Genomic DNA, 12,712 nt, shown 5'->3' with positions numbered 1-12,712 from the left:
GACGATGACCGCGACCCGGCGGCCTTCCCGGTTGCGCAGGACGTGGTTCAGCAGCGTCGTCTTGCCGGCGCCGAGGAAGCCTGAGAGGACGGTGACGGGTAGGCGGGCGTCGGGCCGCATGGTCACGACACCCAGCGGCGCCGGGCGGGCGCGGCCGCGATCTCGTCCAGCCGCAGCCCGAGCGCCAGCGATCCCAGCAGCTCGGCGCAGCGCGCGGAGCCGTGCACGGCCACCAGCCGCGGCATGGCCTCGGTCAGCAGCGCCGAAGACAGCGCGGCCGGGGACAGGCCGACGGCTTCGAACTCGGCCAACAGGCGCCGGATCTCGCCGGTCGCGCGGGTGAAGCCGGCCGGGGTGTGGATGCCGGGGGCGATCTGCTCGAATGTGCTGGAGGGCTGGTCTGGCATGGCTTTCATCCGGTAAATTAAAATGTTATATCATAACAGTTAAATCCCGAACGCAAGCCCTCCGTTGACCCTATGGTGATCGCTGTTGCCGCAGCTCCTGGAAATCGGTGCCGGGCTCAGTCGGCCGGCGGCTGGCACCCCTCGGGCTTGAGCACGCGGACGGTCGAGGCCGGGTGCCGGGCCAGCGCCGCCGCCGGGCGGATCGGGCGGGGCGTGAAGCCGCCGCCGCAATTCGGGCACCGGCCGCCCAGCACCGTCCCGGCGCAGTCGGTGCAGAAGGTGCATTCGAAGCTGCAGATCAGCGCGTCCCGCGAGTCGGGCGGCAGGTCCTTATCGCAGCATTCGCAGTTCGGGCGCAGCTCAAGCATCGAATCCTCCAGGTCCAGCGATCCTTCCTTGACCGGACCGCAGTGCCGATTTTCGTCTCCGCGACCACGCACCGCGTCGCCGGTGAGGAATTCATACAAATGCTTCATGTGCCTCACAATGACTGCCATGGGACGCCACCCTGTGCCAGTATCGGATCAGCAACATGGAGACCTCGATGCGCGTCAGCCGAATTGACAATCCCGCCAAGCGAATGCTCGGTTGGCTCGTGCGATATTCGGTGGCTGGAAAGCACACGCGCAAATTCTTTTCCGATCTTGCTCATGGCGGCTCTTCGGACAAGGCGAAGGCCGCTGCCGAAGCCTTTGCACTGGCGCATCTGCTGGAGCATCAGGAGATCCGGTCGCTGCGGACCCGGTTGCTGCCGCGCCGCAACACGCCGCACGGCGTCCCGGGCGTCGCACGTTATGTTCGCCCCGGCGGGAATTCGGCCTTCTGGACCGCCTATTGGACCCAGGATGGCGTGCGCCGGCAGAAGAAATATTCGGTGGCCCAGCTGGGCGAGCATGATGCGCGCGAACTGGCCTTCGCCACCCGGGCGGAGATGACCGCCGGCAACGAGGAGCGGCTCGAGGAGCTGCTGGACATCTACGTGCCCGAGCGGAGGGCTACGGCCAAGCGGCAGCGTCAGGTGACGGCCTCGTCGAGCGCTGCCCGCTCATAAGGAACTGGGAAGCCCGGGGCCGGACTCACGCCAATCCGGGGTATGCTGGAGCGCCGGACACAGGCCCGATTCTTCACTTCCCGACCTCCCTTGCCCTCTGTGCTCCGCCCATAGCAACCCGGTGGTCTTGCATGCGGTTGCTCGGCTAACGCACGCTCGCGACATTCGTTCCTGCAGGGTTCGCAAGGGTATTTGTTGACGCAGAATGCGCGTCAACCGCATGTTCTGCCCGAGCAATGCGCAACACGGGGGGAATGATGCGCGATGCGTATGGCGACCGGTATCACCCAATGCAGGGGGTGATCACCGGATTTGTAAGGCAAGCATTAATGCCACATCCATTGGGCTTGGTTGTCTGGGACCTGGGATGCGGTGACGGCATATTCTCGGGGGCATTTCATGGTATGGGAGCCCGCTCAGTTCTGGCGAGCGACCTCCAGAACATTGTCAGCCCCGAACTACGCCAGCATATCGAGTTCAGACAATGTGACATCGACCATGCTGCCGAAGCATTCGGTGCTGACCTGATCAAGTCGGTCGATATCGTATTCATGCATCTAATGACGGAGCATGTGTCTGATTTGCGGGGCCTTTTTCGGTCGTTGGCACGGTGTCTGCGCCCGGGGACCGAGATTTTCGTGCACCACGATTGTTACCAGCATCCAGTCGGTCATCATGACCACCAGTTGCTCTTCCTGGACGAACCGTCCTGGTCAATCAAGCCGCAGGGCGTGCGTTGCTGGGAGATGCCGGAGAAATGTGGGGCTTCGGCTGCCCACAGGGGATCGCTCAGCGCTTACCAATGGTCCGCCGAGTCCGAGGCCACCCGCAATCCTCTACGGTGCGATGATTGCAACTACTTCAGACGCAGCCAGCCATGGGCGCATCTTATCTATGGCAACGATTATAGTCGTACATTTCCCGAGATATGGTTTCGCGATGAACTCAACCGGCTAACATCCTCGCAGGTCAGGTGGTTCGCGCAAGAAGCCGGCTTCTCAGTCACGGCCGAGCATCGGATCATGATCAACAACGTGCCATCGGATAACCTTTCTGCCCTATACGGAGCTGCCGAGCTGCGCACATTCACCTACAGCATGCGCGCCGTCAAAAACGGAGCGGTCGAAAACGCGTGATGGCGGCATTGGCCGGGGCTGGTGATTTTCGCCAATATGAGATTCTGAGACTGCAACTCCAGAACGTCCATGGTGCTGGAGTTGCAGTTCCTATACCACTAGTTGCCGATTTCACTCACGGCCTGCCCCGCCATGAAGGATGGGGCCCGATGAGTGTCAGACCTTGCTCAGATACCAGTCGTATTCGAGCTGACTGATCTGCGAGAAGAATTTGTCCCGCTCGGCCCATTTCAGGGCCAGGTAGATGTCGAGGAAGCGGCGGCCGAAATACTCGTTGAAGAAGGCCGAGCCGTCGAGCTGCTCCAGCGCCACGATCCAGGACGAGGTCAAGGTCGGCTCGATCTTGTCATAGGCGTTGCCCTGGATCGGCGGGCCTGGATCGATCTGCCGTTTGATGCCGTGATGCGCTCCGGCCAGCACCGCCGCGACCACCAGATAAGGGTTGCTGTCGGCGCCGGCGACGCGGTGCTCGACCCGGCGGTCCTTCGGCTTGCCCGGCGGGATGCGCAGCGACACGCTGCGGTTGTTCGCAGCCCAGGTCGGGGCATGGGGCACGTAGGAGTTCGGCTGGAACCGGCGGAAGGCGTTCTGGTTCTGGGCGAACACCGCCATGCCCTCCGCCATCGTGGCGCCAAGACCGCCGATGGCATGGCGCAGCATCGGCGTGCCGTGCGGATCCTCCGCCGCGAACAGGCTGGCGCCGGCCGCGTCCAGCATGCTCATATGGATGTGGAAGCCGCTGCCGGCCTGGTCGGGATAGGGCTTGGCCATGAAAGTGGCCTCGACCCCGTGCTTGGCCGCCACCGATTTGACCACCCGCTTGAACAGCACCGCGTCGTCGCAGGCCTCGAGCGGGTCGGCGACGTGGCGCAGATTGATCTCGTACTGCCCCGGTGCGTATTCGGAGACCAGGCTGTCGACCGGAATGCCCTGCGCGACGCAGGTGTCGTAGATCTCGTGCAGCAGGTCGTTGAAGTCATACAGCTCGTCGATGCCGTAGACCTGAGTGGTGTCCTGGCGCTTGCCGCTGATCGGCGACACCGGGGGCCGCGGCCGGCCATCCTCGCCGCGCTTGCGGTCGACCAGATAGAACTCAAGCTCCACCGCCACCACCGGATGCAGCCCGTCGTCGCGCAGGCGCTGGACGACATTGGCCAGGACGGTGCGCGGATCGGCGAAGAAGGGGGAGCCGTCGAGATCCCGCATCGCCAGCAGCACCTGGCCGGTCGGGCGCGACAGCCACGGCACCGGGTCGAGGGTGTGCGGGACGGGGAAGCAGTCGCGGTCCGCGTCGCCATCGGCGAAGCCGAGGCCGGTCTCCTCGACCGTTTCGCCGGTGATGTCGGTGGCGAAGAGGGAGCCGGGGAAGGTCAGGCCGTCGCGGAAGATCTTGTCCAGTGTCCCGACCGGGACCTTCTTGCCGCGCAGGACGCCGCACATGTCGCAGACCAGGGCGTCGATGTGCGTGATGTCAGGAAATTGCGCGCGGAAATTCCTTACGATGTCGTTCGGTGTGCGTTCATGCATTTGGTCACGCAATAGTTGCCACGAAGCGTTCATCCTCGCAGCCGGCCGGGAAGTGTCAAGCCGGGCCGAGTCGCAGCGGCCATGCCTGCGAACCGTCGGGGTCCCCGACCATCCCCCTTCCCAGCCCCCCGGGGGGCTCAGGTATGGTGGGGGCGCAGATGAAACGAGAAGCGGGGTCCGCCTAAAGGGGCTGACCATGATTTTATGCAGAAGCTCGTGGACTTCATTCACGACCATGGCGTGACCGAAGTCGAGTGCCTGGTCCCGGACATCAACGGGATCGCCCGGGGCAAGATCCTGCCCGACGACAAGTTCATCAAGGGCTTGAAGACCCGCGGGATGCGGATCCCGGAATCGATCTTCATGCAGACTGTGACCGGGGACTACCCCGATGACGACGTCACCAACGCCGCCGATATCGACATCTACATGGTGCCGGACCGCGAGACGATCCGCATCGTCCCCTGGTACGAGGAGCCGACGGCGCAGGTGATCTGCGACGCGGAGTATGTCGACGGCAGCCCGTGCGAGCTGTCGTGCCGCCATGTGCTGCGGCGGGTGCTGAAGCTGTATCAGGAGAAGGGCTGGAAGCCGCTGGTGGCGCCCGAGCTCGAATTCTACCTGGTCAAGAAGAACATCGACCCCGACTATCCGCTGGAGCCGCCGATCGGCCGGTCCGGCCGGCCGGAGACGGGGCGCCAATCCTACGGCATCGACGCGGTCAACGAATTCGATCCGATCTTCGAGGAGATCTACGACCATTGCGAGGCGATGGGCCTCGACGTCGACACCCTGGCGCATGAGGCGGGCGCCGCGCAGATCGAGATCAACTTCAACCATGGCGACCCGCTCGAGCTTGCCGACCAGGTGCTGATCTTCAAGCGCACGGTGCGCGAGACGGCGATGCGCCACGATGTCTACGCCACCTTCATGGCCAAGCCGCTGCAGAACGAGCCCGGCAGCGCCATGCACCTGCACCAGAGCGTGAACGACGCCAAGACCGGCCGGAACCTGTTCGCCACCGAGACGGGCGAGAACAGCGAGCTGTTCCTGTCCTATATCGCGGGCTTGCAGAAATTCGTCCCGGCAGCGATGCCACTGTTCGCGCCGAACGTGAACTCCTACCGCCGCCTGGACCCGGAGAGCGACGCGCCGATCAACGTCCATTGGGGCATGGACAACCGCACGGTCGGCTTCCGGGTGCCGATCGACGAGCCGCAGGCCAAGCGGGTCGAGAACCGGGTGGCGGGCGCCGACTGCAACCCCTATCTGATGTTCGCGGCCTCGCTGGCCTGCGGCTATCTCGGCATCGTCAACGAGATGCAGCCGTCGAACCCGGTCGAGGGCTCGGCCAAGCGCCTGGCCTTCACCCTGCCGCGCCACCTCTATGACAGCCTCAACAAGTTCTCCGCCTCGCGTCCGCTGCGTGAGGTGCTGGGCGAGAAGCTGGTCGACGCGGTGTGGTGGGTGAAGAACAAGGAGTACGACGCCTATCACCGCGTCATCAGCTCCTGGGAGCGCGAGAACCTGCTGCTGAACGTCTGAGTCTGGCCGCCCGCCCCGGACGTATGCCGGGGCGGGCGGTGATGATCGGGAGGGCATGATGGTCGGCAGGTTCGAGCCGCTGGATTCCGGCCAGGTGCCGCGCTTCGCCGGCATCCCGACCTTCATGCGGCTGCCGCTGGCGACACCGGCCGAGGTCGACATCGCCCTGGTCGGCGTGCCCTTCGACGGCGGCGTCACCAACCGCGCCGGGGCGCGGCACGGCCCGCGCGAGCTGCGCAACCAGTCCAGCCTGATGCGCCGGGTGCACCATGTCACCGGCGTGTCGCCCTACGATCTGGTGCGGGTGGCGGATTGCGGCGATGCGCCGGTCGACCCGATCAGCCTGGAGAAGTCGCTGGAGTCGATCGCCGGCTTCTACGCCGATCTGCACCGCGCCGGCGCGGTGCCGCTCTCGGCCGGCGGCGACCATCTGGTGTCGCTGCCGATCCTGCGCGGCCTGAATGCAGGCCGGCCGGTCGGGCTGATCCAGTTCGACGCCCATTCCGACACCTATGACAGCTTCTTCGGCAACCCCTACAACCACGGCACGCCGTTCCGCCGGGCGATCGAGGAGGGGCTGGTCGACCCGAAGCGGATGGTCCAGATCGGGCTGCGCGGCTCGATCTCCGACGCCGCCAACTACGACTTCGCCAAGGCCTGCGGTATCCGCATGGTCTTCATCGAGGAGTTCGACCGCCGCGGCCCGGACGACGTGATGGACGAGGCGCTGGAGATCCTCGGCGACCAGCCGGCCTATGTGACCTTCGACATCGACGCCCTCGACCCCTCGATGGCGCCGGGCACCGGCACGCCGGAGATCGGCGGCATCACCACCCGCGAGGCCCAGCGCATGGTGCGCCGCCTGGCTGGGCTGGATCTGATCGGCGCCGACCTGGTCGAGGTGTCGCCGCCCTTCGACCCCTCCGGCCTCACCGCGGTGACCGGGGCGACGCTGATGTTCGAGCTGCTCTGCGCCCTCGCGCCCGGCGTGGCGGCGCGCCGCGGGGCAGGGACCTCGGCCTGACCGATCGGTCGTGGGCACCGCCCCGAGTCTCGCGCCTGTCCAGACCCGTCCGGCGTCCCCGGCGGATGACCGCCATGCGGTCGGCGCAGCGATCCCCGATCGCGCCCGGGCTTGAACCGAAGCCGCGGCCGCCAAAGTTCAAGGGATGACTCTGCCCCTCTCGGTCCTCGACCTCGCGCCGATCGCCTCCGGCTCCCCGACGGGGCAGGCGGTCCGCAACTCGCTCGATCTCGCCCGGCTGACGGATCGGCTGGGCTACACCCGCTACTGGGTGGCCGAGCATCATTCGATCCCTGGCGTGGCCTCGACCGCGCCCGAGATCCTGATCGGCCATGTCGCCCAGGTGACGGAGCGGATCCGCGTCGGCTCCGGCGGGGTGATGCTGCCGAACCACGCGCCGCTGCGGGTGGTCGAGGCCTTCAAGATGCTGGAGGCGCTGCATCCCGGCCGGATCGATCTCGGCCTCGGCCGCGCCCCGGGCTCGGACCAGCTGACCGCGCTGGCGATGCGCCGGTCGCAGGAAGCCGTCATCGCCAACGACTTCCCCGAGCAATATGCCGAGCTGCGCGCCTTCGCCGACGGCACCTTCCCGGCGGACCACGCCTTCCGCAATGTGCACGCGGTGCCGGAGGACGTGCCCTTGCCGCCGGTCTGGATGCTCGGCTCCAGCGAGTTCGGCGCCCGCTTCGCCGCCCGCATCGGCTGCGGCTTCGCCTTCGCCCATCACTTCAGCCCGCAATACACGATGTCGGCGATGCATCTGTACCGGGCCAATTTCCAGCCCTCGCCGACGATGCGGGCGCCGCACTCGATCCTGACCGTCTCGGTCTATTGCGCCGAGGATCCGGCGGAGGCGGAGCGGCTGGCGGCGCCGCATCAGCTGTCCTGGGTGCGGCTGCGCACCAACCGGCCGGGCCTGCTGCCGAGCCCGGAGGAGGCGCTGGCCTATCCCTACACGGCGGAGGAGAAGCGCGTGGCCGAGAACGCCCGCCGCAACCAGATCGTCGGCACGCCGGAGACGGTGAAGGCCGAGATCGAGCGGCTGGCGGGCGAGACCCTGGCCAGCGAGGTGATGATCACCAGCATGATCCACGACCACGCTGCCCGGCTGCGCTCCTACGAGCTGGTGGCGCAGGCGTTCGGGCTGCAGGCGGGCTGAGCCGCCCTCAGCCCAGCCGGGCGAACAGCGCGACCAGATCGGCCTGCCGGTGGGTGTCGGTCTTGACGAAGATGGCCTTCAACTGGGTCCGGGCCGTCTCATAGCGGATCGTCAGCCGTTCCGCCGCCTCGGCCAACGGCACCCCGCCGCCGAGCAGCGCGGCGAGCCGGGCTTCCGCGCGGGACAGGCCGAACATGGTCGCCAGCCGCCGTTCCGCCGATGCCGAGCGCGCGGCGGGGTCCCGGATCAGGACGATCGCCTGGGCGCCGTTGAAGACCAGCATCCGGTCGCGGGGCAGGGGAGAGATATCGACCACCAGCGGCGGCCGCCCGCTCGGCCGCCGGATCGCGATCGGGCCGCCCGCGACGGCGCCGGCCGGGCGGATGCTGCCTTCGATGCCGGCCTGCAGGCGCCGGTTGTCATCGGTGGCCATCGCCATCAGCCGGCCGCCCGGAAGCGCCAGCCCGTCGCCCAGCAGCCCTATCAGCGCGCCGGTGCTGCGCAGCACGGTCCCCTGGGGGCCGAGGATCGCGCCCGCGACCTCCGCCGCTTCCCACCCCTCGATCATGCCGTCGAGCTTGCGGAAGCCGAGGCTCTCGGCCAGCCGCACCGCCCGGGCGAAGGAGGGCCGGAGCGCGTCGAGGGCCGCGAGCTCCGCCGGCGTGAACGGATCGGCGTCCAGCGCCCGCTCCAGCGTCAGGACGACAGGGCCGAGGGTGGGGCTCGAGAGGAGGATCGACCCGGCCGCCCATTTCAGGCCGAAGGGCCGCAGCAGCTCGTTGTAGAACGGGTCGCGGGCGATCTCGTCGGCGGACAGCAGCTCGGTGTCGCAGACGAAATTGGTCCAGGTCCGGGCATTGATGCGCGGGAAGCGCGGGTTCCGCTGCGGCCAGCCATCGGCCGTGGCCGCCTCGATGATCTCCTCGAACCCGGCGGAGGGCGCCCCGAGCTGGGTGGCCGAGCGCGCCGTCATGAACAGCGAGGCCTCGCTTCCGCCTGCGCCGGCAAAGGCGCCGAGGGCGACTGGCCACAGGCCGGGGTCGAGTGCGGCGTCGAGGAACAGCGCCTCGACGTTCCGGAACAGCTCGGGCCGGGTCGCCCCGATCATTACGGGCCCGGCCGGGCTGCGATCGATCCCGCGAACCGACGGCATCGCATGGTCCATCCCCCCGATGGCTGCGTCTCGAAGACCATGATACATGGGAAACGCGGCGCTTTTGACGGACATTTCATCGCGAGCGTTTCACCCCGCGTCGTATCCGCGCAGTCATCGCCTCTTCCCTCCGGCGCGCGCCCGCGCTAAAACCCGCGCCCCTTTTCAGCCCCGTCCGACCGGACCCGGGGCTTTTCGCCGTTGGAGCGGAGGTGGAGATGGCGGTCTGCGGCCTGGATTTCGGCACCTCGAACTCGACCCTCGGCATCGTCGACGCCGCAGGCGCAAGGCTGCTGCCGCTCGAGGGCGCGTCGACCACGCTGCCCAGTGCGATCTGGTTCGACCTGGTCGGCGGCGCGCCGCGCTTCGGCCGTTCGGCCGTCGACTCCTATGTCGAGAGCCTGGACGGCCGGCTGATGCGCTCGATCAAGTCGGTTCTCGGCACGTCACTGATCGAGGAGGACACCTGGGTCGGCCGTGAGCGCATCGGCTTCAAGCAGGTGATCGGCATCTTCCTGGCCGAGATGAAGGCGCGGGCCGAGGCCGCCTGCGGCCACGCGCTGGAGCGGGTGGTGCATGGCCGGCCGGTGCATTTCGTCGACGACGACCCGGCCGGCGACCGCGCCGCCCAGGATACGCTGCAGGCGATCGCGCGCGAGGCTGGATTCGCTGAGGTGTCCTTCGAGTACGAGCCGATCGCCGCCGCCCGCACCTATGAGGCCGGGCTGGACCGGGAGGAGGTGGCGCTGATCGTCGATATCGGCGGCGGCACCTCCGACATCTCGGTCGTCCGGCTGGGGCCGCAGCGCCGCGCGCTGCCGGACCGGGCGGGCGACATCCTGGCCAATGACGGCATCCGGCTGGGCGGCACCGATGTCGACCGGCTGTTCAGCCTGGCCACGGTGATGCCGGCGCTGGGCATGGGCACCCGCATGAAGCGCGAGGGCGCGGTGGCGCCCAGCCGCTACTTCCACATGCTGGCGACCTGGAGCCGGATCAACGCCCTCTACGCCCCCAAAGTGGTGGCGGAGGTGCGGGACGTGCGCCGGGAATCGCGCGCGCCGCAGAAGTTCGACCGGCTGCTGCGGGTGCTGGAGGGCAATCTGGGCCACAGCTTGGCGCTGCGGGTCGAGGCGGCGAAGATCGCGCTTGGCGACAAGGACCCGACCGTGATCGATCTGCGGCTGGTGGAACCCAAGCTGGGGCTGCGCGCCGGCCGGGCGGTGCTGGACGCGGCGATCCGCGACGCCGTCGCGCGGCTGTCGGCGCTGATCCGGCGCTGCATCCAGGCGGCCGGCCTGACGCCGGACCGGCTGGACGCCGTGTTCCTGACCGGCGGCTCGGCCCTGCTGCCGGCCTTCCGCGCCGCGGCGCTGGCCGAGGCGCCGGCCGCCCGGGTGGTGGAGGGGGACAGCTTCGGCGCGGTCGGCGTCGGCCTCGCGATCGAGGCGCAGCGGCGTTACGGGCCGTAACCCGCCTTCCTCGGCGTCATTGCGAGGAGGCGAAGCCGACGAAGCAATCCAGGGGCCGGTGCGTGCGGCCCCTGGATTGCTTCGCTGCGCTCGCAATGACGATGGAATATCGAGCGGCCCGAACTCAATTTCCGCTCAGATGTCCGCAGTCACGAATCCGTCTGCTCCGGCAGCATCCGGTCCAGCGTGCCGTCGCGGCGGATGGCGACATGCCAGACCGCGGCGGCGATGTGCAGGCCGACGAGGCCGTAGAGCGCCCAGTGCCCGACCGCATGGATGGTGGCGCCGATCCGCCAGATCGCCTCGGTAGCCGGGGTCAGCAGCGGCACCTCGAACAGGCCGAAATACGGGATGGCGCGGCCGCGGCCGGCAGACATCAGATAGCCGCTGATCGGCATCGCCAGCAGGAGGAGATAGAGCAGCCAGTGGCTTGCCTTGGCCGCCGCCGCCTCCCAGGCCGCCCAGCGCGCCGCGGCGGGCGGCGGGTGGATGGCCCGCCACACCAGCCGCGCCGCAGTCAGGCCCAGGATCGTCAGCCCGACCGACTTGTGCAGCATGACCACCGTTGCGCGGGAGGCGTCGCCATTCGGCAGGCTCTCCATCACCCAGGCCAGCACCAGCACGGCCAGCATCAGCGCCGCCGAGACCCAGTGCAGCCATTGCGCGGTGGCGGTGTAGCGGCCGGTATCGGCGCGGCGCGCGGTGGCAGCGATCACATTGGTGCTCATTCGGCAGCCTCCGGGAGTGAGGGGGCGGGACGCCGGCGGAGACGCCCGGCCGCCTGCTCTAGCCCGCGGCAGGCGACATAGAAGGTGGGGGTGAAGATCAGGCCGAAGGCGGTGACGCCGATCATGCCGAAGAACACCACGACGCCCAGCGACTGGCGCATCTCCGCCCCGGCGCCGGTGGCCAGAACCAGCGGCACCACGCCCAGGATGAAGGCCAGCGAGGTCATCACGATCGGCCGCAGCCGCACCCGTGCCGCCTCGATCGCGGCCGTGGCGCGGTCGGCGCCCGCCGCCTCGGCCTGGCGGGCGAACTCGACGATCAGGATCGCGTTCTTGGCGGCCAGGCCGATCAGCACCACGAAGCCGATCTGGGCCAGGATGTTGACGTCCATGGCCGAGGCCAGCAACCCGGTCAGCGCCGCCAGCAGGCACATCGGCACGATCAGGATCACCGACAACGGCAGGGTCCAGCTCTCGTACAGCGCCGCCAGCAGCAGGAAGACGAACACCGCCGAGGCCGCGAAGACCAGCAGCGCGCTGGTGCCGGCCAGCCGCTCCTGCAGCGCCACCTCGGTCCATTCGAAGCCGTAGCCGTCCGGCAGCGTCTCGGCTGCGATCTGCTCCATCCGGTCCAGGGCCGTGCCGGTCGACACGCCGGCTGCCGCCGCGCCCTGGATCTCGGCCGCCGGATACAGGTTGTAGCGCGGGATGCGATAGGCGCCGGCGCGCTCCTCGAAGGTCGCGACCGAGCCCAGCGGCACCATGGCGCCGGAGTCGCTGCGGGTCTTCAGCCCCTCCAGCGCCGCCGGGTCCTGGCGGAAGCGGGCATCGGCCTGGGCGCGGACCTGGAAGGTGCGGCCCAGCAGGTTGAAGTCGTTGACATAGGCCGAGCCGAGATAGATCTCGAGCGTCTCGAACACCCGGGAGACTGGCACGCCCAGCATCTCCGCCTTCACCCGGTCGATATCGGCGTACAGCTTCGGCGTCGCCGTGTTGAACGGGCTGAAGACATTGGCGAATTTGGGCGACTGGCCGGCTGCAGCCACGACCTGGCGCACCGCCGCCTCCAGCTCCTCCGGCGTGCCGCCGGCCAGGTCCTCGACCATCAGCTTGAAGCCGCCGGTGTTGCCCATGCCGCGGACCGAGGGTGGCTTGATCGGGATCACCCGCGCCTCCGGCACATCGGCCAGGCGGGCGGTCAGGTCGGCGATGATCCGGTCGACCGTCCGGCCCTGCGCCGCCCGCGCCTCGTAGGGGTCGAGAATGGCGAAGACCACGCCGCTGTTCGAGGCGTTGGTGAAGGTGGCACCGTCGAGGCCGGCGATGGAGACCGTGTGGGCCACGCCCGGGGTCGCGTCCAGCCGGTCGGAGACGGCCTTCATCACCGCGTCGGTGCGGGCCAGGGCGGCGCCGGGCGGCAGCTGCACCGCGGTCAGGAAATAGCCCTGGTCCATCACCGGGATGAAGCCGGTCGGCGCCCGGCCGAACTGCCAGCCGGTCAGGCCCAGCA

13 protein-coding genes are annotated in these 12,712 nt (G+C 68.3%); 6 read left to right on the top strand and 7 right to left on the bottom strand.

Annotation, left to right across the window (positions count from 1 at the left end):
* From ABDW35_RS20465 to ABDW35_RS20455, 3 genes are all read right to left on the bottom strand, one after another.
* On the bottom strand, positions 1 to 120 hold a 120-nt coding region (locus ABDW35_RS20465; protein WP_343715730.1), incomplete at its 3' end, for a GTP-binding protein.
* A 2-nt stretch (positions 121 to 122) separates the two neighbouring features.
* Positions 123 to 407 carry a hypothetical protein gene (locus tag ABDW35_RS20460; RefSeq protein ID WP_343715729.1) on the bottom strand — a complete coding sequence of 95 codons (285 nt, stop codon included), beginning with the start codon at positions 405 to 407 and terminating at the stop codon, positions 123 to 125.
* A gap of 116 nt (positions 408 to 523) precedes the next feature.
* A complete protein-coding gene (locus tag ABDW35_RS20455; protein ID WP_343715728.1) occupies positions 524 to 775 on the bottom strand; it encodes a DUF1272 domain-containing protein in 252 nt (83 codons plus the stop codon).
* 164 nt (positions 776 to 939) lie between these two features.
* On the opposite strand from ABDW35_RS20455, the gene ABDW35_RS20450 reads away from it, so the two are divergent.
* Both ABDW35_RS20450 and ABDW35_RS20445 read left to right on the top strand, forming a co-directional pair.
* Positions 940 to 1,458, top strand: coding sequence for an AP2 domain-containing protein (locus ABDW35_RS20450; RefSeq protein ID WP_343715727.1), 519 nt, complete (start codon positions 940 to 942; stop codon positions 1,456 to 1,458).
* A gap of 254 nt (positions 1,459 to 1,712) precedes the next feature.
* Positions 1,713 to 2,594 carry a class I SAM-dependent methyltransferase gene (locus ABDW35_RS20445; protein ID WP_343715726.1) on the top strand — a complete coding sequence of 294 codons (882 nt, stop codon included), beginning with the start codon at positions 1,713 to 1,715 and terminating at the stop codon, positions 2,592 to 2,594.
* Positions 2,595 to 2,750: 156 nt separating this feature from the next.
* On the opposite strand, the gene ABDW35_RS20440 is transcribed toward ABDW35_RS20445, so the two are convergent.
* Positions 2,751 to 4,121: a glutamine synthetase family protein gene (locus tag ABDW35_RS20440; RefSeq protein WP_343715725.1), complete on the bottom strand. Its 1,371-nt coding sequence runs from the start codon at positions 4,119 to 4,121 to the stop codon at positions 2,751 to 2,753.
* Positions 4,122 to 4,325: 204 nt separating this feature from the next.
* On the opposite strand from ABDW35_RS20440, the gene ABDW35_RS20435 reads away from it, so the two are divergent.
* From ABDW35_RS20435 to ABDW35_RS20425, 3 genes are all read left to right on the top strand, one after another.
* Positions 4,326 to 5,666 (top strand): glutamine synthetase family protein, encoded by a 1,341-nt coding sequence (locus ABDW35_RS20435; RefSeq protein ID WP_343715724.1) that lies wholly within the window; start codon positions 4,326 to 4,328, stop codon positions 5,664 to 5,666.
* Between the two features lie 55 nt (positions 5,667 to 5,721).
* Positions 5,722 to 6,690, top strand: coding sequence for an agmatinase (gene speB, locus ABDW35_RS20430; RefSeq protein WP_343715723.1), 969 nt, complete (start codon positions 5,722 to 5,724; stop codon positions 6,688 to 6,690).
* A 145-nt stretch (positions 6,691 to 6,835) separates the two neighbouring features.
* Positions 6,836 to 7,849: an LLM class flavin-dependent oxidoreductase gene (locus ABDW35_RS20425; RefSeq protein WP_343715722.1), complete on the top strand. Its 1,014-nt coding sequence runs from the start codon at positions 6,836 to 6,838 to the stop codon at positions 7,847 to 7,849.
* A gap of 7 nt (positions 7,850 to 7,856) precedes the next feature.
* Here ABDW35_RS20425 and ABDW35_RS20420 read toward each other — a convergent pair whose 3' ends face one another.
* A complete protein-coding gene (locus tag ABDW35_RS20420) occupies positions 7,857 to 9,002 on the bottom strand; it encodes a hypothetical protein (protein WP_343715721.1) in 1,146 nt (381 codons plus the stop codon).
* Between the two features lie 218 nt (positions 9,003 to 9,220).
* On the opposite strand from ABDW35_RS20420, the gene ABDW35_RS20415 reads away from it, so the two are divergent.
* Positions 9,221 to 10,474: an Hsp70 family protein gene (locus tag ABDW35_RS20415; RefSeq protein WP_343715720.1), complete on the top strand. Its 1,254-nt coding sequence runs from the start codon at positions 9,221 to 9,223 to the stop codon at positions 10,472 to 10,474.
* A gap of 149 nt (positions 10,475 to 10,623) precedes the next feature.
* Here ABDW35_RS20415 and ABDW35_RS20410 read toward each other — a convergent pair whose 3' ends face one another.
* Both ABDW35_RS20410 and ABDW35_RS20405 read right to left on the bottom strand, forming a co-directional pair.
* Positions 10,624 to 11,202 (bottom strand): cytochrome b, encoded by a 579-nt coding sequence (locus ABDW35_RS20410; RefSeq protein WP_343715719.1) that lies wholly within the window; start codon positions 11,200 to 11,202, stop codon positions 10,624 to 10,626.
* Positions 11,199 to 12,712 (bottom strand): efflux RND transporter permease subunit (locus tag ABDW35_RS20405; protein WP_343715718.1); only part of this gene is annotated, 1,514 nt, incomplete at its 5' end. The genes ABDW35_RS20405 and ABDW35_RS20410, both read right to left, overlap by 4 nt.

Source organism: Inquilinus sp. (assembly GCF_039594555.1).
Lineage (GTDB): Bacteria > Pseudomonadota > Alphaproteobacteria > DSM-16000 > Inquilinaceae > Inquilinus.
Note: the sequence above shows the minus strand (reverse complement) of the source record. Positions and strands in the feature narration are given on the sequence as shown.

Excerpts from the sequence above, each read along its gene's own strand:
- ABDW35_RS20460 (WP_343715729.1), bottom strand. The coding sequence starts at position 407 with ATGCCAGACCAGCCCTCCAGCACATTCGAGCAGATCGCCCCCGGCATC.
- ABDW35_RS20455 (WP_343715728.1), bottom strand. The coding sequence starts at position 775 with ATGCTTGAGCTGCGCCCGAACTGCGAATGCTGCGATAAGGACCTGCCG.
- ABDW35_RS20450 (WP_343715727.1), top strand. The coding sequence starts at position 940 with ATGGAGACCTCGATGCGCGTCAGCCGAATTGACAATCCCGCCAAGCGA.
- ABDW35_RS20445 (WP_343715726.1), top strand. The coding sequence starts at position 1,713 with ATGATGCGCGATGCGTATGGCGACCGGTATCACCCAATGCAGGGGGTG.
- ABDW35_RS20440 (WP_343715725.1), bottom strand. The coding sequence starts at position 4,121 with ATGCATGAACGCACACCGAACGACATCGTAAGGAATTTCCGCGCGCAA.
- ABDW35_RS20435 (WP_343715724.1), top strand. The coding sequence starts at position 4,326 with ATGCAGAAGCTCGTGGACTTCATTCACGACCATGGCGTGACCGAAGTC.
- speB (WP_343715723.1), top strand. The coding sequence starts at position 5,722 with ATGATGGTCGGCAGGTTCGAGCCGCTGGATTCCGGCCAGGTGCCGCGC.
- ABDW35_RS20425 (WP_343715722.1), top strand. The coding sequence starts at position 6,836 with ATGACTCTGCCCCTCTCGGTCCTCGACCTCGCGCCGATCGCCTCCGGC.
- ABDW35_RS20420 (WP_343715721.1), bottom strand. The coding sequence starts at position 9,002 with ATGCCGTCGGTTCGCGGGATCGATCGCAGCCCGGCCGGGCCCGTAATG.
- ABDW35_RS20415 (WP_343715720.1), top strand. The coding sequence starts at position 9,221 with ATGGCGGTCTGCGGCCTGGATTTCGGCACCTCGAACTCGACCCTCGGC.
- ABDW35_RS20410 (WP_343715719.1), bottom strand. The coding sequence starts at position 11,202 with ATGAGCACCAATGTGATCGCTGCCACCGCGCGCCGCGCCGATACCGGC.